Origin of the sequence: Sulfitobacter sp. HNIBRBA3233, from assembly GCF_040149665.1 — a bacterium.
In the GTDB taxonomy this organism is placed as follows: domain Bacteria; phylum Pseudomonadota; class Alphaproteobacteria; order Rhodobacterales; family Rhodobacteraceae; genus Sulfitobacter; species Sulfitobacter marinivivus.
This window is the reverse complement of record NZ_JBEFLP010000001.1, coordinates 300188-323501: the sequence shown is the minus strand read 5'-3', so window position 1 is coordinate 323501 and position 23314 is coordinate 300188. Positions and strand designations below refer to the sequence as shown.

Below are 23314 nucleotides of genomic sequence, written 5' to 3'. Positions count from 1 at the left end.
ACCACCCCCCGCTGACTGGTCAGCCGGCTCAGTTCGTTTGCGCGGCCTTCAGCAATGCGCGGAAGTTTTCGAGCGTCGCGGCAGGGTCTTCGAGACCCGCAGCTTTGGCTTTCTCGACCCACTCCGCCTCGACCGGTGCGATGGCTTCGCTGAACGCGTTGAAGAACTCCTCGGGCGCTTCCACGACGTTCAGGTTCCCAAGATCGGCAAAGGCCACGTCCTCGTCGTTCTGCCACGCGGCGCCAAAGGCACGGGCCAGTTTCTCGCCCGAGACTTCCATGATCGCGGTGCGGTCTTCTTCGGACAGGCTGTCGAATTTGGCCTGGTTCATCAGCACGGCAATCACCGACTGGCCCATGCCGCCGGGCATCAAGGTGACGTTCTGGAAGATGTCCTTTGTCTTCCACGAGATCATCGGCCCGTAGCTGAAGAAAGTGCCGTCGACGATACCGCTGGAGGCCAGTTCATAGATTTCGGTGACCGGCTTTTGCACGGTGACCGCGCCCATCTCTCCGACGACCATCCCTGCCGTTGCCGAAGGCGCGCGGATCTTGAGGCCCTGCATCTGCTCCATCGAGGTGATCGGGCCGGGTTTCGTTGCGATATGCGTGGGCGCGGAAGCCCATGTTGTCAGAACCTTTGCGCCCTTGAAGGGCTCGGTCGCCGCAATTTCGGTTTCATAGAGCGTATAGAACGCGGGCGCGAGCGTTGCCTCGTCCGTGTCGACCAGCAGGGGCAATTCGCCGATTTCCAGCACCGGGAAACGGCCCGGTGTGTAGCCCGGCAGGACGATCACGATATCGGCCAGCCCGTCGACAACCACATCGAACTGCTCACGCGGACCCTGCACGGTCTTTGGCAGGTATTCCACGGTAACGCGGCCGTCGGTCGCCTCTTCAACCTCCGCGATCCAGGCTTTCAGCACCGTGTTGGTCGAATGGCTCTCCGGGAACCACGACGAGTATTTCAGCACGGTTTCCTGCGCGGCGGCAGGCAGTGCGAGGGCGCAGGCGGCAACGATCGCACCGGCGGTCAGAGTCTTCAGTGACGTATTAAACATTTCAGTCCTCCCAGTCGTTTCAGGATCGTTTGGCTTAGTTTGCGGCCCCTGATCCCGTGCGGGGCGGCAAATTCGGTATCAGCTCGGGCCGAAGAACAGTCCGGGCAGAAAGAGGGTCAGCGCGGGGATCAATGCGATCAGCAGGATGCGCAGGATATCGACGGCGATGAAGGGCACGACGCCTTGGATGATCGTGATCAACCGCACGTCGGGCAGGATGGATTTCAGCACGAAGAGGTTCATGCCGATGGGCGGCGTGATCAGGCCGATCTCGACCAGCATGACAACCATGATCCCGAACCAGATCGGATCAAAGCCAAGCCCGACCACGATGGGAAAGAACATCGGCAGCGTCAGCAACATCATGGCAAGGCTGTCCAGAACGCAGCCCAGCAGAACGTAGATCAGGCAGATCACTACCATCACCATGACCGGTGACAGGTTGCCATCGCGCACCACGGCAAGCACCCCCTGATGCGCGCCGGTAAGGTTCACGAATTCGGAAAAGACCGACGCCCCGATGATAAGCGCGAAGAGAATGGCCGTCGTCTCGGCAGAGATGCGCATGATCTGCACCAGTTCGCGCAGCGGCGTGCGGCGCATGATGGCGAACACCAGCGCGCCGCATGCCCCGATCCCGGAGGCTTCGGTCGCGGTGAAGAAGCCGCCATAGATACCGCCGAGCACAAGGATGAACAGCGCGCAGACGGCCCAGACGTTTTTCAGCGCGTGGCGCTTTTCGGGGCCGGTGGCGCGCTCGGCGCGCGGGGCGCGGTCGGGGTGGCGGCGGGCGACCCAGTTTACCGCCGCCGCATATCCGGCAACCCCGATGAGGCCCGGAATGATCCCCGCCGCGAAGAGCATGCCGATATGGGTTTCGGTGGTGATGCCGTAGATCACCATGATGATGCTGGGCGGTATCAGGATCCCCAGGGTTCCGCCTGCCGCGACCGTCGCTGTGCTCAGGCTGTCGGCATAGCCGTAGGAGCGCATCGAAGGGATGGCCACGCGCCCCATGGTGACGGCGGTGGCCACGCTCGACCCGCAGACGGCGGCGAAGCCTCCGCAAGACAGGACCGTGGCGATGCCCAGTCCGCCGCGCCGGTGACCGACAAAGACCTGTGCCGCACGGTAGAGTTCCTGGCTGATCCCCGCCCCTGCCACGAGGTTGCCCATCAGGATGAACAGCGGTACCACGGCAAGATTGTAGGACATCGTGGAGCCCATCGCGGTCAGCCCCATGACGCTGAACGCGGGCGACAGGCTGTTGAGCATGGCATAGCCCACGAAACCCACGACCGCGAGCGCAATGGCAATCGGCACCCTGACAAAGATCAGGGCCAGCGCGATGATAAATCCAAGTCCCGCGCTGAGCATCATTCGTACCCCGCGGATTTGACCTGGCCTGCGTCATCGGTGGTATCGCGGCCCAGCAGCGTTGCGATGGCGGCGGCCACGAACCCCAGCACCGTTGCGGCACTGGCGACGGCCATGAAGTAGACGATCGGACCGAGCGGCAGGCGCAGATACGATGTCACATCCCCGTAACCGGTGATCCGTTCCGCCTGTTTCCACAATTGCCACGCGATCACCGCGAAGACGGCTGCGCCCAGCAGGTTGCCGATCACCCCGAAGATGCGCTTGACCCAAGGGGTCATGAAGTCGTCGAACAGGTCCACCATGATATGGGACTGCCGGTAGGCGATCAGCGGATAGAGCAGGAAAGTCACCGCAACGAGGCCGATTTCGGTGAGTTCGGTCGCACCGGGCACCGGCTGGCGGAAGAAATTGCGCCCCACCACATCGAAAAGGGTCAGCACCGCCATCCCCAGCAGCGCAAGTGCTGCCAGCGATCCGGCAATGAGGGAAAACAGGCGGACGATCATATGCCGCTCCAATCGGGTTTGCGTTTTTCGGCGAAGGCGCGCGCGCCTTCGGTGGCATCCTGCGACGCGATCACGGTTTCGAGGATGGCGTTCTGGCGCTGCCAGACCTCCGCCTCGGGGCCGTTCTGGTCGAAGTCCATGATTTGCTTGCTGGCGCGCACGGCGAGCGGCGCGTTCCCGGTGATCTCTGCGGCCAGTTCCAGCGCCATGTCGAGGGCCGCGCCCGTGGCGGTCAGCCGGTTGACCAGCCCCCATTGCGCCGCGGTTGCCGCCTCCATCATGCGGCCCGTCAGCGCGTATTCCAGCGCGATCTGGCGCGGAATCCGCTGGGGCAGCCGCACGAGGCCCCCCGATCCCGCGATCAGACCCCGTTTCACCTCCGGTATGCCGAACCTTGCGGTTTGCGCGGCGACGATCATGTCGCAGGCCAGAGCGATCTCGAACCCGCCGGCGAGCGCGTAGCCCTCGACCGCCGCGATCAGCGGCTTGCGCGGCGGGCGCTGTGTCAGACCGCCAAGACCGCGCCCCTCGATTTCGACCCGCTCCCCCGCGAGGAACGCCTTGAGGTCCATACCGGCGCAGAAATGGTCGCCCGTGCCGGTCAGGATGCCCACGCGCAGATCGTCGTCCGCATCGAGCCTGTCCATCGCATCGGCCAGCGCCAGCGTGGTGGCGCGGTCAATCGCGTTGCGTACGGCGGGACGGTTTATGGTGACCGTCAGGATCCCGCTGTCGGCAGAAACAAGGACCGGTTTATCGCTCATTGTGCACCCCCGCTGCGCAAAAGCGCCTGGAGTGCCAGCCGGTCGCGGATCAGCCGTCCGGAGACGACCTGCCCGTCACTCACCCGCAGCAGACCGTTGCAATGCAGATGCGCGGTCTGTCCGGTGCCCGAGACCTTCGCCAGACCGCCGCCGTAGATGCCCGTGAAAACCGCGTGAAAGACGACCTCGTCACCCGAGGAATGGATGGTGCGCAGATCGACCTCTTGCGTTTCGAACCGCAGCGGTGCGCCGGTCAGATGCTCGTCGTCCACGCGGATCCGCGGGTCGCTGAGCGGAAAGCCGGTCCTGAGCCAGTCGCGCACCACGCGCTCGGCCTCGGGGTTCGGGGCCTCTTCGGGCCGGTCCCAAGGGGCCAGCGCCGGTGGTTCCGCCGGATCCGGAAGGCCGGATTTCAATTGGCGCTGGCGGGTCATGTAATCCTCCTGCGCCACGCAGCCGGTCAGCTTGCCGTCGCTTGCGTGGTAGATCCCGATGCCGGACCAGACCGCCGCGCGGCCCTCGCTGGCGCCGTGTTCGCTGAAATAGGCAGCCGCCCAGCCGGGGCCGCTCAGCGTGCGATGAACCGTCATGGCCAGACCGGGAAAGAGGCGCATCTGCGCGTCCACAGCGGGCAGCCATTCGGTGTCGCGACCGTCGAAGACCGTGTCGCCGATGTGCAGGCTGTAGGCGGGCACGATAAAGTCGGCGCAGGCCGCGGCATCGTGGCGGTTGAAGTAATCCGTCACCCAGCGGCGCAGGAGCGCCAGCGCGGTCGCGGGGCCTGCGGTATCACGCATCCGCCCGCTCCCGAAAACTCTTGCGCAGTTCGTGCTTGAGCAGCTTGCCCGAGGCATTGCGCGGCAGCGTGTCACTGAAGGCGACCCGCGTGGGGCATTTGTAGCGGGCAAGGCGTGTGCGGCAGAACTCGATGATATCCTCTTCGCAGAGCGTGACACCCTGCTTGGGGACGATCACGGCAAGCGGTGTTTCGCCCCATTTCTCGTGCGGCACACCGATCACGGCGCATTCGTGCAGGCCGTCGTGGGCGTTCAGCGCATTCTCGATCTCGGCGGGATAGATGTTTTCCCCGCCCGAGATGATCATGTCCTTGAAGCGGTCGAAGAGGTACACATAGCCTTCCGCGTCCAGATAGGCGGCGTCGCCGGTCCGGAACCAGCCATCGGAGGTGATCGCCTCGGCCGTCGCCGCGGGCGCGTTCCAGTAGCCCGGTGTCATCATTGCGGAGCGCAGCCAGATCTCGCCGGGCTTGCCCGCTTCGGCATCGGTCTGGGTGTCCGGATCGATGACGCGCAGCTCTACCCAGGGCAGCGCGCGTCCGCAGGATTTCAGCAGGGCGGCCTTCGGTCCGTCGAGGGCATGATCCTCGGGCGGCAGCACGACCACGGTGCCAGCGGCCTCTGTCATGCCGTAGGCATGCATGAACTTGCACTGTAGCACTTCCATCGCGCGGCTCAGCAGCACGTCACCGATGGGGGCGGCACCGTACATCAGAAGCTCCATGCTGGACAGATCCGCATCCCCGATCCCGGGCACATTCAAGAGCGATTGCACCACCGTGGGGACGAGGAATGTATGCGTCACGCGGTGACGGGCGACCAGATCGACCGCACGCTCCACATCCACATCGGCCATCAGAACCGTATGCCCGCCCGCCATGAAGGTCGAAGACCCGTAACCGCAGCCACCGATATGAAACATCGGCATCGCGACGAGGTTCACGCTCTGCGACGACATTCCCCAGCTTTCGGTGGCCAGCCGGTAGGTAAAGGACATATTCTCGTTCGTCAGGATCACCCCCTTGGGCAGCCCTGTGGTGCCTGATGTATAAAGCAGCAGGACCGGCTCCGACGGGGCACCGGCGTGGCCCGGATCCTCGGCGGGGGCCGCCGCGCAGAGTGCCGGGTAATCGGTGTCGAGGCTGAGGACACGGTAGCCTTGCGCATCGCGCAACAGCGCCGCCTCGGTCTCGCCGGTCAGGATCAGCGCGGGCGCGCAGCCTTTCAGAATCTCTGCAATCTCGACCGGGGACAGCCGCCAGTTCAGACCGGCCACAATCGCCCCGATTTTCGAGCATGCGAGGATCAGCTCGAAATACTCAGGGCGGTTGTGGGTCAGGACCGCAACACGGTCGCCCGCCCGAACGCCCTGCTCCTGCAGCATCCGCGCGGCGCGCGAACTTGCGTCATGCAGCTGCGAGAAGCTCCAGGTTTGTTCCTTGAAGCTCAGAGCGGGCGCGTCGGGACGCGTTTCGGCGTGATGGCGGATCACCGCGGCGAAAGTGCTCATATCGGCGTTATGATCGGTCTGCGTGTGCATCAGTAGCTCTTTGGAAGCCCGAGGCTGTGTTGCGCCAGAAAGTTCAGGATCATCTCGCGGCTGACCGGGGCCGTCTTGTGCAACCGTGCGATGAACCACAGATCGGCAAGGCCGTATTCCAGCGCCATGCCGTTGCCGCCGTGGGTCTGGATGGCCTGATCGAGCGCTTCGAGCGATGCATCGGCGGCGGCGAATTTGGCCATATTGGCTGCCTCGCCTGCCTCGGGTGATCCCTGATCGTAGAGTTCCGCCGCACGCGCCGTCATCAGCCGCGCCTGCTGAACCGCGGCATAGGCCTTGGCCAGCGGATGGGACACGCCCTGGTGCGCCCCGATCGGCACGTCCCAGACCTTGCGATCGGTCGCGTATTGCGCCGCTTTTTGCAAGGCGTAGCGCGCGATGCCGTTGTTGATGGCCGCCGCGCAGACCCGTTCGGGATTGAGACCGGCGAAAAGGTGGCGCATGCCCTGCCCTTCCTGTCCGATGATGGCATTCGCGGGCACCTCGACATCATCGAAAAACAGCGTGAACTGGGTTTCGGGAACTTGAAGCGCGGTTTCGATCGGCGTGCGGGACAGGCCCGGTGCGTCGGAGGGAACGATGAAAAGCGACAGCTTGCCCCGGCCACGGTCATCCTTTTCGGTCCCGCGCGCGACGACGACGATCGCTTCGCTTTCGTCCACTGCGGAGGTCCAGTATTTGGTGCCGGAGATCCTCCAGCCGTCGCCGACGCGGCGCGCCGTCGTGGTCACCTTGTGGGTGTTGGTGCCCGCGTCCGGTTCGGTGATCGCAAAGGCCAGCCGTTTCGATCCGTCCGCCAGTCCCGGCAGCCACTCGCGCTTGATCTCTTCGCTGGCGTGCTGCTGGATGATCGGCGCGCAAATCGACCCGATGACCAGCGACAGGATCGGACAGCCCTGCGCGGCGACTTCCTCGACAATCACGTTGTAGTCGGCCAGCCCGCCGCCACCGCCGCCGAATTCCTCGGACACGTGGACGCCCAGAAATCCACCCTCGGCCAGAGCATCCCACAGCTCGGTGGGTTTGCGGTTCGCCTTGACCGCTTCCTGAAAATAGCTGCGACCGAAACTACCGGCGAGTTTCGCGACATTCTCGCGCAGCATCCCGTGATGCTCCTGCGTGTCGACCAATGTGCCCTGGAAAAGGGTCATTCCCATGCTTTGTCCACCGTCCATCTATGCGGTCTCCGTCCAATCAAAGAAGCCTCGCCCGGTCTTTTGACCAAGCTCGCCCCGCTCCACCATTTCCTCGAGCATCCGGGGCGGCGCATAGCGCGGCCCCAGTGACCCGCTGAGGCTGCGCGCGATATCGAGGCGCACGTCGAGCCCCACGATATCGCTCAGCCGCAACGGACCGATGGGGTGGCGGTAGGCCACCATCATCGCCCGGTCGATATCCTCTGCCGAGGCCACGCCCTCTTCGACCATCCGGATCGCTTCCATCGCCGCGATCAGGTCCAGCCTGCTGGTGGCAAAACCCGGCGTATCCGTGACGGTAATCGCGGATTTCCCGATGGCCTCGGCAAAGCCGTGCGCGGCGCAGAGTGTCGCATCGCTGGTCGCAGCCCCGCGGATGATTTCGACCAGAGGAAGCGACCAGACCGGATTGAAGAAATGCATGCCCACGAAGGTTTCGGGATCGCGCACGGCCTGCGCCAGCCTGTCGATCGACAGCGCCGAGGTGTTCGTGGCGATGATCTTGGGCGTGCGGGCGGCGATGTCGGCCAGCACGGCGTCCTTGATGTCCAGTCGTTCCGGCACGGTTTCGATCACCAGCGACAGGCCCTCGGCGAGGTCGCCCGCAGTCGTTACATGGCGATAGCCCTCGGTCACGGCCTGCGCCTGCGCCTTCGTCAGCTTGCCACGCGCAAGACCGCCCTCGGCTGCCTTGCGCAACCGCTCGCGGGCGGCATCGCCGCGCGCCGCATCCGGTTCGACCAGCGTCATGTCGTATCCGGCCGCGGCAAAGACATAGAGGAGCCCGACACCCATGGTGCCACCGCCCACGATTGCAACGGTCTCGCGATCAGATGCCATATGCGCCCCCGTTGATATGGATGCCCTGCCCGGTGATGTGGCTGGCGTGACCGGAGACGAGATACATCATCAGGTCCGCGATTTCCGTCGCTTCGGCATAGCGGCCTTCGGGGATCGACGCCGCGCGTTTGGCGCGCAGGGCCTCTGCGGCATCGGGGGATTGCCCGGCCTCGATATCGCGCAGCATTTCGGTGTCGACCGGCCCCGGACACACCGCGTTGACGCGCACGCCCTTTCGGGCCACCTCGGTCGCGGCGGATTTCGTCAGACCCATCACCGCATGTTTGCTGGCGGCATAGGGGGCAAGGTTGCGCGACCCGATGTGCGAGGCAAGCGAAGCGGTGTTGACGACCGCGCCCGCCCGCTGCGCGACCATGACCGGCAGAACCGTCTTCAGGCCCAGAAAGACGCCGCGCACGTTGATCGCCATGACCTTGTCGAAAACCTCGAGCGGGTAGTCGATGATCGACAGAATCTCGCCCTGCCATCCGGCGTTGTTCATGAAGATATCGATGCCGCCCCAAGCGTCCGCGGCGGCCTTGGCATAGCTGGCGTGGGTTTCGGGGAGCGATACATCACCGGCCACAAACAGCGCCTCGCCGCCGGCCTCGCGCACCAGATCGGCGGTATCCTCTCCGGCTTCGGCGGAAAGATCGACGGCCAGAACCCGCGCGCCGGCACGGGCCAGAGACAGGCACACCGCCCGCCCGATCCCGCCGGCAGCACCGGTCACGACTGCCCTCTGCCCGTCGAAATCAAAGCTCATGCGTCGGCCTCCGCACGGGTCTGGGCCAGCGGCACCTTGCGCAGGGTGAACCCCGCATAGCCGTCCTGCGCGCATTGTTCGAGGATGCGGCGATAGTTCCGGATGCCCCCGGAATAGGGCATGAATACCCTCGGCTTCCCGGCGACTTCGGCGCCGTTGTAGTAAGAGGCGGCAGTCATGTAGAGCGTCTCTTTCGCGCGCTCGTTCACATGCTCGACCCAGGCCTTTTCGGCGGCGTGATCCGCCTCGATCTCGACGATGCCATCGGCATCGGCCCGTTCGATCATGTCGACCATCCAATCGGTCTGTTCCTCGATCGACACCATCACGTTGCTCAGCAGCGACGGGCTGCCGGGGCCGACGACAATCAGAAGGTTCGGGAAATCGGCAACACCGATGCCCAGCTGTGTGATCGGCCCCGCCGCCCATTTGTCGCGCAGCAGCAGACCGTCGCGCCCGCGGATATCGGGCTTGAGCAGCGATCCGGTAAAGGCGTCGAAACCGGTCGCGAAGATTACCATGTCAAGCTTGTGCAGCTTTTCCTCGGTTCGCAGACCGTCGGGGGTGAATTCGACAATCGGATGCGCCCGGATATCGGCGAGTGAGACGTTGTCGCGGTTGAAAGCAGTGAAATAGCCGCTGTCCACCGAAGGGCGGCGTGCGGCAAAGGCGTGATCCTTCGGCACCAGCTTTTCGCGTGTCTCAGGGTCGTCGATCTGTTCGCCGATCTTCTGGCGCAGGAATTCGGCCGCCGTATCGTTGGCCTCCTTCGACAGAAGGATGTCGTGATAGGCAAGTGCGAAGCCGAAGCCGAGCCGGTGATAGGCGGCCTCGTACACGCGGTTGCGCTCCGCCTCGTCTACGTCGAGGGCGGACTGGCGGTTCGGCTTGAACCCCAGACCGGTCGGCGAATTGAGCGCTTGCTGGCGCCGCGCGGCATAGTCGGCCTTGACCGCCGCGTCCTCTTCGTCGGTGACGGGGGCGTTGGCGGCGGGGACACTGAAGTTCGCGGTGCGCTGGAAAACCGTAAGATGTTTCGCGGCCTTTGCCACGACCGGCGTCATCTGCATGCCCGACGACCCGGTTCCGATGATCCCGACCCGCTTGCCTTCGTAGGTGACTTCACGGTCGGGCCAGACGCCGGAATGAATGATCTCTCCCTCGAATGTCGACTGACCGGGGAATTCGGGGGCCTTCGTCGTGGAAAGCTGCCCCACGCACATCACAAGATACCGCGCCGAGAGCGCCTCGCCCTTGCCGGTCTCGATCCGCCAGCGCGCGTCCTGCGCGTCATAGGTCGCGGCCTGCATACGGGTGTCGAGCTCGATATCGCGGCGCAGATCGAACCGGTCCGCGACATGGTTGATGTAGCGCAGGATCTCGGGCTGGGTCGCATAGCGTTCGGACCAGCGCCACTCCTGCTCAAGCTCGGGGGAAAAGCTGTAGGAATAGTCGTAGCTTTCCACGTCGCAGCGCGCCCCGGGATAGCCGTTGTGATACCAGACGCCGCCAATCCCGGAAGATCCCTCCAGCACCAGCACGGATTTGCCCATGTTGCGCAGCCGGTAGAGCGCCCGCAGACCGGCAAAACCGGCCCCCACGATTATCGCGTCAAAATTCCTCACCCGAAGCACCCTCCCCGTGACTTCGAAGACGCGCTTCACGCATCAGTCGATTATTGTCCTCATAGTTACGTTAATATACTCACCAGTATTTTTCAACAAAATTTTGATGCGCCGGCAGAGCAACTTGGGGCCGGTCAGCCCCTCTGAAGCCCGGCGAGCGCCATGAGAAGATGCGTCATGTTCTGGATGATTTCCGAGGTGCTGAGGCGCCCGTCGGGGTGATACCAGAAGGTCGACCAGCTGACCGCGCCGACGATGGCAAGCGCCGCCATGGTGGGATCCTTGACGTTAAATTCGCCCTCGATCTTGCCCTTCTCGATGATCGCGGTCAGCTTCGCGACAAAGCTCTTGCGCAGATCCGCAAGTTTCTGCGCCTCGGCGGGGCCGAGGTTCTTTTCCTCGCGGGTGTAGACGGCGATCTGCTTTTGGTGTTCGAGAATCGCCGCCACGTAGCGCGTGATGAACAGGCGCAGTGTTTCGGCGGGGCCGAGTTCGAATTCAAGCACATCGTCGAGCGCGCGCATCGCGGCCATGACACCGCGCAGGCAGATCTCGCACAGCAGTTCGTTCTTGGATCCGAAATTCGCGTAAATGAACGGCTTGGTCACGCTCAGCCGGTCGGCAACGTCGTCCAGCGTGGCGTTCACATAGCCCTTCTCGTAGAACAGATCGACCGCAACGCCGATCGTTCTTTCGCGCTTCAGCGCGGCCACTTCCTCACGGATTTTCGTTTTCTTCGCGGTCGGCGCCATGCTGTGTCCCGTTCCGGTTTTCTTGGTGCGTACTGCCACGAAATGGCACCCCAGCCTAGAGCGAAAGAATGTCGCGCGTTTCGCGCATGTATTCGGTGCCGTCATTTACATCGGTTACACTGACCTCGTGCCGCACATAGCGGCGCTCGCGCTTTATGTACTTGTCGGTCGCGGTGGTCGTGATCCGGATGGTCGCCCCCACGGGGATCGGCGCGAGGATCTCGGTATCGTGGTAGGTGTGGATCGACCCGATGGCGAAAGGCTTGGTATGGTCGAATTGCACGGACAGCACGAAATGCGAGATCATCAGCGGCGGCACGATGGCCGCGCCGAACGGAGAGCTGCCCTTGATGCGCCATTCATTCATGCGCCAGCCTTCGTACCAAGGATTATAATCCTCGACCGCGTCCGCGTAGAGAATCACCAGTTCCGGCGTCACTTCCAGATCGCGCGACAGCACGTCGCCGATGCTCACCATGTCCCAGTAGGTTTCGCATTCCTCCTCGAGGCTTTTGACGAAGGCACGTTCCTGGTCGATCTGGACCTGTGTCATCGGACGCAGGTCATCGGTTGCGGGGCTTGGGGTCATGTTTGTCATCCTCCGGTCAGACGTCGACGTCGGCTTCGATGAAGCCGATGGTTTTCTTTTGCTCGTTCTCGTTCTGCGCCCAGAATTCGACCTTGAAGCGGAACCCGTCCCCCTTCGGTGTCTTTTCGCGCACGATACCGTGGGTCGAGATCACCTCGTTGGCGTAGGTGGAGGCGACGTATTTGCACTGCATCCGCGCGCCGGTAAAAACCGTTGGCCCGAAATAGTTTACGCACATCTCGGCGAGATAGGCCGATGACATCTCGCCGGTCTGGATCGGCGCATCGAGGCCGGTCTCGGCGGCATAGACCGGATCCCAGTGGTTGGGATTGAACCGCCCCCACAGGCGCGACCCCATGAGCTGGATCGCCGCCTTCTTCTTCACCCCGATCAGCTCGAAGCCGATCGGTGTGTCACGGGTGATGCGCAGGGTATCGGACATCGGTCTCTTTCCTTTTGTCATTGGTCGCTCAGGTCCAGCTCGGCAATCGCGCGCTGGGTCAGCAGGAATTTGCGCGCCCGCCCCGACGGCGTCGTGGGCAGCTCTGCGGCGGGTATGGGCAGCATGTATTTGGGCACTTTGAAGCGGGCCAGACGCTCGCGGCAGAGCGCGAGAAGTTCCTCCGGCGTGATTTTCGGCGTGTCGCGCAGCACGACATAGGCGGCCCCCGCCTCGCCCATGCGGGCATCGGGCACCGGCACCACATGCGCCTGCAGAACGGCGGGATGGGTGACAAGCAGATCCTCGATCTCGGTCGGCATCACCTGTTCGCCCCCGCAGCGGTAGGTTTCCTTGAGACGCCCGACCAGCAGCAGATATCCGTTCTCGTCGAACTGCCCCAGATCGCCGGTGTGCAGCCAGCCGTCACTGTCGAAAGCGGCCTCGGTCTCTTCGGGTTTGTTGTAGTAGCCGGCGGTCACGCAGAGCCCACGCGCCATGATTTCACCGACACTGCCATCGGGCACCGCCTGACCGGTTTCGGGGTCGGTGATCCGAAACTCCGCCAGCCGTCCAGTGTCGGGATCCCCCGCAGGGCCCACATCGCGCATCCGGCCATTGGTCGAGGTGCGCCTTTGCCTGGGGTCTTCGGGGCGGGTCATCGACATTGTCGCGGTGACCTCGGTCATGCCGTAACCGGTTGTCACCTCCTGCGGTGTCAGCAGCGCGTCGATGTCGTCCCAGATCCATGCGGGCGACCGTTGCCCCGAAGATATGACCGCGCGCAGACTGTCGAGCGGGCGCGGCGCATCCCGCAACACGTCGAGGATCGGCACGGTCATCGTCGGCACCAGAAGCACATCATCCGCCCTGTGCCGGTCGATCGCATCGAGCGTCGCGACGGGATCGAAAACGCGCTGGGGAATGATCGCGCCGCCCACGAAGGGCACCGTCAGCATCCCCTCGACATAGCCGTAGACATGGTACATCGGGAGCGAGAACGTCACCCGCCAACCGTCATCGAACGCACGGGCATAGACACTTCCGAAGGCCGCGCGCAGCAGCATTTCATGGGTCATCAGGACACCCTTGGGCGATCCGGTGGTGCCCGAGGTGTAGATGATATCGCTGACGGCGTCGGGGTCACGGCCCGCCTCCCCGTCGTAGGGGGCATATGCGCCCTGCAACTGGTCGAAGTGCATCGCGCCCGTGGGCACATGGTCATCCCCCGTCGGCATCACCACGACCTGACGCAGCTTCGGAAAGGCCGCACCGCCCCCCTCCCCCGCCCAGCCCGGCGCCAGATCGTCGAGTGCCGCAAGGTAGTCAAGGTCGCGAAACCGGTCCATCGTGACCAGAAAAACCGCGTCGGACTGGCGCAGCACATAGCCGATTTCGTCGCGGCGATTGAGGAAATTGATCGGCACACAAACCGCCCCCACCCGCGAGATTGCGTATTTCAAAGCCACGAACTCGGTGAAGTTGGCCATGATGACAGCCACGTGTTCGCCCTTCCCGACGCCCAGCGCCTTCAGCGCACCCGCGATGGCCCGCGACCGCTGCGCGACTTCGGCATAGGTTTGGGTGCCCGTTTCACCGATGACATAATCACGGTCCGGGAATTCGCGGGCGGCCTCGTCGAGCACTTCGTGCAGGCAGCGCGGCGTCCATTCCGGCAGACGTCTGACCAGCGCCGTGCGGCGCTCCTTGGCGGTTTTCATATCCTTGCCCCTCCCGTCCGGCCATTCGCGCCGGCCGCTGACCTGTTGGCCGCGAAACGCTTTACAGCGAGCAGTTTGCCAGCTAGCCTTCCCGTAAGCAAGAAAAACCTACTGGTGCGTATTATTTCGCTGCACCGACACGGACACGCCGCACAGAGGACCAGATGACCGTAGACCCCTGCTTTGCCGAATTGCTCGCCGATCCGCGCAACCATGTGCGCCCTCTGCCGCAGAGCGTGCCGCTCGATTACGCGCGCGCCGCGGCGGATGCGCGACTGGCCGCCGCCCCGAAGGAACCCGTCCACAGTGTCAGCGATATCGCCGTGCCAGCGGCGCAGGGCGCGATCGCCTGCCGCCTCTACCGACCGGAGGGGACAGACGGCCAGCCCGTTGTGGTGTTCTTCCACGGTGGCGGATGGGTCTGGGGCAGCCTCGACAGTCACGACAGCGTCTGCCGGTCGCTTGCCGTCTCTTCGGGCTGTGCGGTTCTCTCCGTCGCCTACCGGCTGTCGCCCGAGGCGCCCTACCCCGCGGCTCTCGAAGATTGCCTTGCGGTTCTGGACTGGGTCGCCGCGCATGCGGGTGATCTGGATCTCGGGCCGGGCATCTCGCTTGCCGGGGACAGTTCGGGGGCGCATCTGGCCCTCGCAACCGCATTGCAGAGCGCGGTTCCGGTCCGGCATCTTGCCCTCTTCTATCCCCCCCTCGATCCCGCCTGTGCAAGCGCGTCACAACAGGCGTTCGCGCAGGACCATCTGTTGACCCGCGAGGGGATGCTGTGGTTCTGGGACTGTTACCGCGCGGGCAAAAACCTCCCCGCGCTGCTGGAGGCGGATCTGTCTGCCCTGCCCCCGACCAGCATCGGGCTGGCCGAATGTGACATCCTGCACGACGAGGGCGAGGACCTGTTCAATCGACTGCGCGACAGCGGTGTGCAGGCCAAGCGGCGCACATATCCCGGCATGATCCACGCCTTCATCTCTTTGCCGCATATCACACCCGTTGCCCGGACCGCGCTGCACGCCATGGGCCGCGACATCCGCGACGCGCTTTTTGAGGAGCCCCCACGTTGACCGATTTTCCCGCCTATAAAACCATCAAGGCCAGCCGCGAGGGGCGCATCCTCACGCTGACGCTGAACCGTCCCGACACCCTCAACGCGGTGGACAAGCAGATGCACCGCGAACTGTGCACGGTTTTCCACGACGCCGCCGACGATCCGCATTCGGACGTGGTGGTGTTGACCGGCGCGGGGCGCGCGTTTTCCTCCGGCGGCGACATCAAGTGGATGCAGGAGATGATCGACACCGGCTTCGGTCAGACCGCGCGCGAGGCGAAGCGGATCATCAACGCGCTGCTCGATTGCGAAAAACCGGTGATCGCGAAACTCAACGGCCACGCGACAGGGTTTGGGGCGACGATGGCGCTGTTCTGTGACGTGATCTTTGCCTCGGACGAGGCGCGCATCGGCGACCCGCACGTCAGCGTGGGGCTGACCGCAGGGGATGGCGGGGCCGTGATCTGGCCGCAACTGATCGGCTACGCGCGGGCCAAGGAATACCTGATGACCGGTGATCTGATGAACGCGACCGAGGCGGCCCGCATCGGTCTGATCAACCACGCCCTGCCCGCCGCCGATCTCGATTCCGCGGTGGACGCCTTTGCCGCGCGGCTGGCAAGCGGCGCGGGCGTCGCCATCCGCACCACCAAAGTGTCGATCAACATCGGGCTGAAGCAATTGGCCACCTCGATCATGGACGCCTGCCTCGCAATGGAGGACACCGCGAACGCAAGTGCGGACCATCAGGAAGCGGTTCATGCCTTCGCCGAGGGCCGCAAGCCGAGCTTTACCGGGCGCTAGGCCCCTTACCGTTTCCTGCAGGCAATCCGCGCGATTTCGCGCGGCTGGGTGACATTGTCACCGTCAGATCCCGCTGCCGGATCATATAGCGGTTCCATGGCACCGGCCCGCTTTCGCAAGAAGGCGGGTGCGGCGCGTGGCTGTCCCTTGAGGGCAGAACAGATTTCCGGAACAGGCAAAGCCCGATCATGACGCATCTCAGCCGCTATATCCCGATCCTCGACTGGGGCCGCCGCTACGACAGGGCGACCCTTGCAAACGATCTGACTGCCGCGGTGATCGTGACGGTCATGCTGATCCCGCAATCGCTGGCCTATGCCATGCTGGCCGGGCTGCCCGCCGAGGCGGGGATCTACGCCTCGATCGTGCCGATCATACTCTACGCGATTTTCGGCTCGTCGCGAGCGCTGGCTGTGGGGCCGGTCGCCGTGGTGTCCTTGCTGACCGCATCGGCCATCGGAAAGATCGCGGCGCAAGGCACGGCAGATTACGCCACCGCTGCGCTGACGCTGGCGTTCCTGTCGGGCGGCTTTCTGGTGCTGATGGGGCTGCTCCGGCTCGGATTTCTCGCCAATTTTCTCAGCCACCCGGTGATCGCGGGCTTCATTACAGCGTCCGGCCTGCTGATCGCGGCAAGCCAGCTGAAGCATATTCTGGGGATTGATGCGCAGGGCCACACGCTGCCCGAGATGGCGGTATCGCTCTGGGCGGGACTGGCACAGACCAACGGGGTCACCGCCCTGCTAGGAAGCTTGACGCTGCTGTTTCTCTTCTGGGTGCGCGGCCGGCTCAGGCCGTTGCTGGTGCGCATCGGCCTTTCTGCCGGTGCGGCGGAGTTCGGGGCCAAGGCCGGTCCGGCGCTGGGGGTTGTCGCGACCACGCTGGCGGTCTGGGGTCTTGGCCTTGCGGATGCCGGTGTGCGTGTGGTGGGCGAGGTCCCGCGCAGCCTGCCCCCGCTGACGATGCCGGGGTTTGAGGTCGATCTTCTGCGCGCGCTCATCGGCCCTGCGATCCTGATCTCGGTCATCGGTTTCGTCGAATCCGTGTCAGTGGCCCAGACCCTTGCCGCCAAGAGACGCCAGCGGCTCAACCCCGATCAGGAGCTTGTGGGTCTGGGTGCCGCGAACCTCGGGGCGGCGTTCACGGGCGGCTTTCCGGTGACCGGAGGGTTCTCGCGGTCGGTGGTGAATTTCGATGCAGGGGCCGAAACGCCGGCGGCGGGGATCTTCACGGCAATCGGGCTGGCCCTTGCGGCGCTGGCGCTGACCCCGCTGGTCTATTACCTGCCCAATGCCACGCTGGCGGCAACGATCATCGTCGCGGTGCTGAGCCTTGTCGACCTTTCGATATTCACGCGGACATGGCGCTACGCGCGGTCCGATTTCAGCGCGGTGGCGATCACCGCCCTGCTGACCCTCGGCCTTGGCGTCGAGGTCGGCGTGGCCGCCGGTGTGGGCACATCGGTGCTGCTGCATCTGTTCAAGACATCGCGCCCGCATGTGGCCGAGGTGGGGCTGGTGCCCGGCACCCAGCACTTTCGCAACATCCACCGGCACGAGGTTCTGACCGATCCGCGCATCGTGACACTGCGGGTGGATGAAAGCCTCTATTTCGCGAATGCCCGTACGCTGGAGGACCTGATCCAGACACGCGTCGCCGAGGGCACCGAATTGCGCCACGTGGTGCTGATGTTCTCGGCGGTGAATGCGGTCGACTTCTCGGCGCTCGAAAGCCTAGAGGCGATCAACCACCGGCTGCGCGACATGGGCGTGGGCCTGCACCTGTCCGAGGTCAAGGGACCGGTGATGGACCGTCTGTCCGCAACCGAATTGCTGCATGAGCTGAACGGGCGTGTGTACCTGTCGCAATACGAAGCATGGGAAGACCTGAGCCAGCGGTGACACAGGCCCGCGCCTGCGGGCTGTCACAGAGTTGTTTCAAACGCTTCACAAATCTGATTCAAATCCTTCGCATTCCCTTTACGCTGCCTGCGTATCGAACCCCCGAACAAGGGGGTGCAGATGCTCGAACTGAAATCACTGACCAAGAGATTCGGTCCCAACACGGCTGTCGATGCGGTCAGCCTGACGGTGGACCGGCCGATGATGATCGGCATCATCGGACGCTCGGGCGCGGGAAAATCCACGCTGCTGCGGATGCTGAACCGGCTGAACGATGCCAGCGACGGATCCATCGTGTTCGAGGGCCGCGATATCACGCGGCTGAAGGGCGCAGCCCGGCGCGCCTGGCAATCCGACTGCGCGATGATCTTCCAGCAGTTCAACCTCGTGCCACGGATGGATGTCGTGTCGAACGTGCTGCACGGCACGCTGAACCGCCGCTCAACGCTGGCGACGATGTTCAACCTCTACCTGCAGGCGGACATCCACCGCGCGATTGAAATCCTCGACCGTCTGGGCATTGCCGAACAGGCCCCGAAACGCGCCGAGGCACTGTCAGGCGGCCAGCAGCAGCGCGTGGCGATTGCCCGCGCCCTGATGCAGGACCCGAAGATCATTCTCGCGGACGAACCCATCGCCAGTCTCGACCCGATGAACGCCCAGATCGTGATGCAGGCCCTGCGCGCGATCCACGAGGAAGACGGGCGCACGATCGTGGCCAACCTGCACACCCTCGATACCGCACGGAGCTTTTGCGACCGCGTGATCGGGATGCGCGACGGGCGCGTCGTCTTTGACGGCACGCCCGCGCAGCTGACCACCGGTGCGGCCCGCGACATCTATGGCGCGGGGGCGGATTTTTCCGAAGCCGCGACATCTACCCAGATCGACACGCTGGCCCGCGGCCAGCGCGAGATGGCCAAGGCCAAAGCGCTCGTCTGAGCGCATCCTACCCCGCGTTTTCGCGGGCCATTCATCCATGGAGTATCCGATGAAAAAGACCATTGCACTTGCACTTGCCACCACCGCCCTGTCCACCGCCGCCATCGCGGACGGCCACGGGATCGACGAATTCCGCATCGGGATCCTGGGCGGCGAGAACGCACAGGACCGGATGAACAGCTACAGCTGCTTGCAGGACTATGCCTCCGAAGAACTGGGCGTGCCGGTCAAGCTCTTCGCGCCCGCCGACTACAACGGCGTGATCCAGGGCCTGCTGGGCGGCACACTCGATATGGCGTGGCTCGGCGCCTCGGCCTATGCCGCGACCTTCCTTCAGGATCCAGAGGCGGTCGAGCCGGTTCTGGTCAAGGTCAACCTCGACGGATCCTTCGGCTACCATTCGATCGGCTTTGCCCGCAAGGACGCGGGGATCATCAGCCTCGAGGACATGCAGGGCAAGGTGTTCGGCTTCGGTGATCCGAACTCGACCTCCGGCTACCTGATCCCCTCCATCGAAATCCCGCAAGAGACCGGCGCGTCGATGGAATCGGGCGACTACTTCGGCGAGGTGAAATTCACCGGCGGCCACGAGCAGACAATCGTCGCGGTTGCCAACGGCGATATCGACGGCGGCGTGACATGGGCCGATGGGCAGGGCAACTGGGAAGACGGCTATAACTCCGGCGCGCTGCGCAAGGCGGTTGATGCGGGTCTCGTCGATATGAACGACATGGTGCAGATCTGGAAATCCAAAGTCATTCCCGAAGGCCCCGTCGTGCTGCGCAAGGACCTTCCCGCGCAGGTGAAGGAACAGATGACCGCGCTGGTCGACGGCCTGTACGAGCGCGATCAGGATTGCGCCTACGGGGTGGCCGCGGGCGATACGCTGGGCTTCCAGCCGGTCAGCCACGACACCTACGAGTCGGTGATCGAGGCGCGCAAAGCCAAGATCGGCGGCTGAGCATCTGAAAACGCAAGAACCGGCGATCCGCCACGGGTCGCCGGTTTATCATTGAAAGGGCAGTAAATGACGGATGCAGCATACGCATCGGGCAAAGCGTCCGAAACCGTGGACCGCGTAGAGACCGCCTATATGGCGCAGGTCAGACGGCGCAGGCTCTATGGCGGGCTGACGCTGATGATCTTCGCGCTGCTGATGGTGTCGGGCTTCAACGTTGCCGATGCGCGCAACGCGGGCGGCTTCTGGGACGGTCTGCAAAACATCGGCGACTATCCCGCCGACGTGCTGTCCGAAGCGTGGCAGAAGCGCGCCGACCTGCCCGGCCTGATGGCGCGGTATTTCCCCGCCCTGATCGAGACCGTGAACATCGCTGCCGTCTCGACGCTTGTCGGTGCGGGCTTCGGGCTGGTGCTGTCGCTGTTGTCCACCCGCGGTCTGGCACGCTGGCCGCGCCTGATTGCGCTCTTTCGTCGGCTGATGGACATCATGCGTGCGGTGCCCGAGATCGTGATCGCGCTGGTTCTGATCTTTGTGCTGGGCGGCGGTCCGGTGCCCGCGATGATCGCCATCGCCATCCACACCGCCGGAGCCCTTGGCAAGATGTTCTCGGAAGTGGCGGAAAACGCGGATCTCAAAGCGGTCGAGGGGCTGGCCTCGGCCGGCGCCACGTGGACGCAACGGATGTGGCTTGGGGTGCTGCCGCAGGTCGCGCCAAACTTCGTCAGCTACGCGCTGTTGCGGTTCGAGATCAACATCCGCGCCTCGGCAATCCTCGGTTTTGTCGGCGCGGGGGGCATAGGCTACGAACTGCGCAACGCCATGGCCTGGGGCCCAGGGCGCTTCGACGAGGCCGCCGCCATTTTCGTGCTGCTGTTCGGGACCATCGTGTTTTTCGACCAGCTGTCGAGCCGTTACCGCAACCGTCTGTCCGAAGGGTCCTGACCGATGACAACCGCTGATCTCTCCCTCACCAAATCCGGCGCGGACGCGCTTTTCCGCCGCAAGCGGGTGATGGCCTTCGCCCTGCCCGCCGTGGTGCTCGCCTATTTCGTCTATATCTTCTTCGCGTTCGACATCGCCGGTCTGGCAAAGCGGATGAACTGGGACAATGCCGTTACGCTGGCTTCTGACAGCTGGTCCTACAAGGTGCATGTCACCCGCAGCAACCGCACCGGCGACGTGGACTATGCGGTGGAGGGCGAGCGCAAGGGCACCTACCCCGAAGGGACGCGCCCCGACTGGGTGAGCGGCGACGAGGTCATCATTGTGGATCTGGGCGGGGAAACCGTCGTGCGGCTGCTGCCGGACAACCGCACCGAGATCGACATTCCCGACTTCGGCACCATCGAGGCGCGCGCCGAGGGGCGGCAGGTATTCACCAACCTGTCCGGCACCATTCCCGACTGGATCAGCGCCTCGGACCGGCGCGTTGCCATCACCACCCCCGAGGGGCGCGTGACCCTCACCGGTACGAAGACCGAAGTGTTCAACTATTTCCCCGGATGGGAGCTTTTCTGGTTCACACTCGACAGCCCCTACCACGGCAAGAGCCTGATGCAGATCGTGGCCGGGGAGCGTATCGACCCTGCCCGCAGCAACGTAGCTGGCGCCCTCGGCGACTGGTGGAACAACGCCATGTGGCGGCACAAGGACGTGGCCTGGGCCATTGGCGAGACGATCCTGATGGCCTTTCTGGGCACGATGGGCGCCGCGACGATCGCGCTGCCGCTGTCGTTTCTCGCGGCCAAGCGCTTTGCGCCGGTGATGCTGGTGCGCGCCCTCACGCGGCGGCTGTTCGATTTCGTGCGCGGTGTCGATGCGCTGATCTGGACGGTGGTACTGGCGCGGGCCTTCGGCCCCGGCCCGCTGACCGGCACGCTGGCGATCCTGATCACCGACACCGGTACCTTCGGCAAGATATTCTCCGAAGCTCTGGAAAACGTCGACGCGCGCCAGATCGAGGGCGTCCAGTCGACGGGGGCCAAGACACTCCAGCGCTACCGCTTTGGCGTGATCCCGCAGGTCGTGCCGGTATTGCTGGCGCAAATCCTGTATTTCCTCGAATCCAACACCCGTTCGGCCACCATCATCGGGGCGATCACCGGCGGCGGGATCGGCCTGATGCTGACGCAGGCGATCCAGACCCAGAAAGACTGGGAGGAGGTCGCCTATTACATCGTGCTGATCGTGCTGATGGTGATGGTTATGGATTGGCTGTCGGGCTGGTTGCGGGCGCGGCTGATCGGGCGCGCGTCCTGATGGCCCGCCTGAGCGCCGAGACCCCGGTGATCCACGCGGGATGCACCATAACCCACAGCCGTTTCGGCGCCTATGTGGAGATCGGTGCGGGCAGCCGCGTCGCGCAGTCCGTCTTCGGCGACTACAGCTATTGCGACCGCTACGCGGATATCGCCAACGCCGAGATCGGAAAATTCGCCAATATCGCGGCGTTTTCGCGGATCGGGGCCACGGATCATCCCCTGCACACGGCGGCCTGTCACCATTTTCTCTATCGGTCGGATGACTATTGGGACGATGCGGCGCCGGATGCGGATTTCTTTGCCCAGCGCCGCGCGCGCACGGCCTATATCGGGCACGACACCTGGATCGGCGCGGGTGCGATGGTCAAGCCGGAGGTTACGCTGGGCCACGGCGCGGTTGTGGCAGCCGGTGCAGTGGTCACCCGCGATGTGGCCCCCTATACCATCGTCGCAGGCACCCCGGCCTCACCGCTGCGCCCGCGACAGCCCGCCGACATCGCGGAGCGGCTGATCGAGATGGCGTGGTGGGACTGGCCCCACGATGCCCTGCGTCTGGCGCTCGACGACTTCCGCACACTCTGCGCCGAGGCCTTTCTGGAGCGCTACGGCGGGTAGCGCCGCCGCGGTGCTGTCAGGATTTATAGCGCAGCTCGATCGGGGTACTCTTGGACAGCTTGCGCGCCAGATCCTGCGCGATCAGTGCCTCGAGCGTCAGCTTCAGCCGCTCGCGGTGGCGCAGGCTGCGGCGCAATTTGTCTACCGGCCAGCGCACCAACTCCGCCCCCGGCGCGACGGACACGGTCGCCGAGGCGAAGCCGCCGCTCAGAAACGCGATATCGCCGACAAAGCACGGAGCGGTGATGCGCACTGGCGCAATCCCTTCGCGCCGGAGCGTCAGATCCCCCTCGAGCACGAACCACAGGGCGGAAGGCACCTCGTATTGCGTCGTCAGAACGATCTGGGACCGCGCGACCGACCGTTCGGCATTCTGCATCAACGCGCGGAAGAGCCCCGGCTCGATATCGCCCATCGCGTCGCGGATATGGCGCGCGTGTTTGGGCAGCGTGATCGGCAGCCTGCCCCACAACAGGCGGACCGCGCCCTGAAGGCTGGCCGCGCCGATCAATGTCGCGCCCAGTATCGCATCCCACAAGGGGACCGGCCCCGCGACCATGTAATAGGCGACGTAGAAAAGACTGCCGATGACCACGAGCACGCGGATGTAGAGCGGGTCGCGAAACAAAAAGCCCAGAACACAGGTCGAGACCGCGCAGATGATCAGGATCGAGGTGGGAGACAGGATGTCTGACAAGAAAGGCCTCGCACGGTGAAAGGATGGAAACGCTTTACCTGTAAACAAACAGCCAGACCCTAGACCGCAGGCAGAACGAC

The 23314-nt window shown here is 64.3% G+C and carries 23 protein-coding genes; 8 read left to right on the top strand and 15 right to left on the bottom strand.

The features are described 5' to 3' along the window. Nucleotides 1-28: 28 nt before the first annotated feature. The 14 genes from ABMC89_RS01585 to ABMC89_RS01520 all read right to left on the bottom strand — a co-directional run bounded on the left by ABMC89_RS01585 (nt 29) and on the right by ABMC89_RS01520 (nt 13996). The gene (locus ABMC89_RS01585; RefSeq protein ID WP_349564507.1) at nt 29-1060 is read right to left on the bottom strand and encodes a TRAP transporter substrate-binding protein; all 1032 of its coding nucleotides are present in this window, start codon (nt 1058-1060) and stop codon (nt 29-31) included. Nucleotides 1061-1138: 78 nt separating this feature from the next. Continuing rightward, the gene (locus ABMC89_RS01580; protein ID WP_349564505.1) at nt 1139-2440 is read right to left on the bottom strand and encodes a TRAP transporter large permease; all 1302 of its coding nucleotides are present in this window, start codon (nt 2438-2440) and stop codon (nt 1139-1141) included. Next, nucleotides 2437-2946 carry a TRAP transporter small permease gene (locus ABMC89_RS01575; RefSeq protein ID WP_349564503.1) on the bottom strand — a complete coding sequence of 170 codons (510 nt, stop codon included), beginning with the start codon at nt 2944-2946 and terminating at the stop codon, nt 2437-2439. The genes ABMC89_RS01580 and ABMC89_RS01575 overlap by 4 nt, the downstream gene beginning before the upstream one ends. Next, the gene (locus ABMC89_RS01570) at nt 2943-3710 is read right to left on the bottom strand and encodes a crotonase/enoyl-CoA hydratase family protein (RefSeq protein ID WP_349564501.1); all 768 of its coding nucleotides are present in this window, start codon (nt 3708-3710) and stop codon (nt 2943-2945) included. The genes ABMC89_RS01575 and ABMC89_RS01570 overlap by 4 nt, the downstream gene beginning before the upstream one ends. After that, nucleotides 3707-4507, bottom strand: coding sequence for a nuclear transport factor 2 family protein (locus ABMC89_RS01565; protein WP_349564499.1), 801 nt, complete (start codon nt 4505-4507; stop codon nt 3707-3709). Before ABMC89_RS01565 ends, ABMC89_RS01570 begins: the two co-directional genes overlap by 4 nt. Continuing rightward, on the bottom strand, nt 4500-6047 hold the full coding sequence (locus ABMC89_RS01560; protein ID WP_349564497.1) for a long-chain-fatty-acid--CoA ligase: 1548 nt from the start codon (nt 6045-6047) through the stop codon (nt 4500-4502). Before ABMC89_RS01560 ends, ABMC89_RS01565 begins: the two co-directional genes overlap by 8 nt. Next, a complete protein-coding gene (locus ABMC89_RS01555; protein WP_349564495.1) occupies nt 6047-7219 on the bottom strand; it encodes an acyl-CoA dehydrogenase family protein in 1173 nt (390 codons plus the stop codon). The genes ABMC89_RS01560 and ABMC89_RS01555 overlap by 1 nt, the downstream gene beginning before the upstream one ends. 24 nt (nt 7220-7243) lie before the next feature. Further along, nucleotides 7244-8104 (bottom strand): 3-hydroxyacyl-CoA dehydrogenase family protein, encoded by an 861-nt coding sequence (locus tag ABMC89_RS01550; RefSeq protein ID WP_349564493.1) that lies wholly within the window; start codon nt 8102-8104, stop codon nt 7244-7246. Beyond that, nucleotides 8094-8870 (bottom strand): SDR family NAD(P)-dependent oxidoreductase, encoded by a 777-nt coding sequence (locus ABMC89_RS01545; protein ID WP_349564491.1) that lies wholly within the window; start codon nt 8868-8870, stop codon nt 8094-8096. The genes ABMC89_RS01550 and ABMC89_RS01545 overlap by 11 nt, the downstream gene beginning before the upstream one ends. After that, nucleotides 8867-10495 (bottom strand): flavin-containing monooxygenase, encoded by a 1629-nt coding sequence (locus ABMC89_RS01540; protein WP_349564489.1) that lies wholly within the window; start codon nt 10493-10495, stop codon nt 8867-8869. Before ABMC89_RS01540 ends, ABMC89_RS01545 begins: the two co-directional genes overlap by 4 nt. 134 nt (nt 10496-10629) lie before the next feature. Next, nucleotides 10630-11286, bottom strand: coding sequence for a TetR-type transcription factor C-terminal domain-containing protein (locus ABMC89_RS01535; protein WP_349564487.1), 657 nt, complete (start codon nt 11284-11286; stop codon nt 10630-10632). A 16-nt stretch (nt 11287-11302) separates the two neighbouring features. Next, nucleotides 11303-11836 (bottom strand): hypothetical protein, encoded by a 534-nt coding sequence (locus ABMC89_RS01530; RefSeq protein ID WP_349564485.1) that lies wholly within the window; start codon nt 11834-11836, stop codon nt 11303-11305. A 16-nt stretch (nt 11837-11852) separates the two neighbouring features. Then, on the bottom strand, nt 11853-12278 hold the full coding sequence (locus ABMC89_RS01525; protein ID WP_349564483.1) for a MaoC family dehydratase: 426 nt from the start codon (nt 12276-12278) through the stop codon (nt 11853-11855). A 17-nt stretch (nt 12279-12295) separates the two neighbouring features. After that, nucleotides 12296-13996, bottom strand: a complete 1701-nt coding sequence (locus ABMC89_RS01520; protein ID WP_349564481.1) for a class I adenylate-forming enzyme family protein — start codon at nt 13994-13996, stop codon at nt 12296-12298. A 164-nt stretch (nt 13997-14160) separates the two neighbouring features. On the opposite strand from ABMC89_RS01520, the gene ABMC89_RS01515 reads away from it, so the two are divergent. From ABMC89_RS01515 to ABMC89_RS01480, 8 genes are all read left to right on the top strand, one after another. Next, a complete protein-coding gene (locus tag ABMC89_RS01515; RefSeq protein ID WP_349564479.1) occupies nt 14161-15069 on the top strand; it encodes an alpha/beta hydrolase in 909 nt (302 codons plus the stop codon). Beyond that, entirely contained in the window at nt 15066-15857 is a 792-nt protein-coding gene (locus ABMC89_RS01510) for an enoyl-CoA hydratase/isomerase family protein (protein WP_349564477.1), read from the top strand. Before ABMC89_RS01515 ends, ABMC89_RS01510 begins: the two co-directional genes overlap by 4 nt. A gap of 188 nt (nt 15858-16045) precedes the next feature. Further along, on the top strand, nt 16046-17758 hold the full coding sequence (locus ABMC89_RS01505) for a SulP family inorganic anion transporter (protein WP_349564475.1): 1713 nt from the start codon (nt 16046-16048) through the stop codon (nt 17756-17758). A 120-nt stretch (nt 17759-17878) separates the two neighbouring features. Beyond that, on the top strand, nt 17879-18700 hold the full coding sequence (gene phnC / locus ABMC89_RS01500) for a phosphonate ABC transporter ATP-binding protein (RefSeq protein WP_349564473.1): 822 nt from the start codon (nt 17879-17881) through the stop codon (nt 18698-18700). Between the two features lie 49 nt (nt 18701-18749). Continuing rightward, nucleotides 18750-19661 carry a phosphonate ABC transporter substrate-binding protein gene (gene phnD / locus ABMC89_RS01495; protein ID WP_349564471.1) on the top strand — a complete coding sequence of 304 codons (912 nt, stop codon included), beginning with the start codon at nt 18750-18752 and terminating at the stop codon, nt 19659-19661. A gap of 66 nt (nt 19662-19727) precedes the next feature. Continuing rightward, entirely contained in the window at nt 19728-20603 is an 876-nt protein-coding gene (gene phnE / locus ABMC89_RS01490; protein ID WP_349564469.1) for a phosphonate ABC transporter, permease protein PhnE, read from the top strand. Between the two features lie 3 nt (nt 20604-20606). Further along, a complete protein-coding gene (phnE, locus tag ABMC89_RS01485) occupies nt 20607-21920 on the top strand; it encodes a phosphonate ABC transporter, permease protein PhnE (protein ID WP_349564467.1) in 1314 nt (437 codons plus the stop codon). Next, nucleotides 21920-22537, top strand: a complete 618-nt coding sequence (locus tag ABMC89_RS01480; RefSeq protein ID WP_349564465.1) for a DapH/DapD/GlmU-related protein — start codon at nt 21920-21922, stop codon at nt 22535-22537. Before phnE (ABMC89_RS01485) ends, ABMC89_RS01480 begins: the two co-directional genes overlap by 1 nt. 16 nt (nt 22538-22553) lie before the next feature. On the opposite strand, the gene ABMC89_RS01475 is transcribed toward ABMC89_RS01480, so the two are convergent. Beyond that, on the bottom strand, nt 22554-23234 hold the full coding sequence (locus ABMC89_RS01475; RefSeq protein ID WP_349564463.1) for a cyclic nucleotide-binding domain-containing protein: 681 nt from the start codon (nt 23232-23234) through the stop codon (nt 22554-22556). Between the last annotated feature and the right edge of the window lie 80 nt (nt 23235-23314).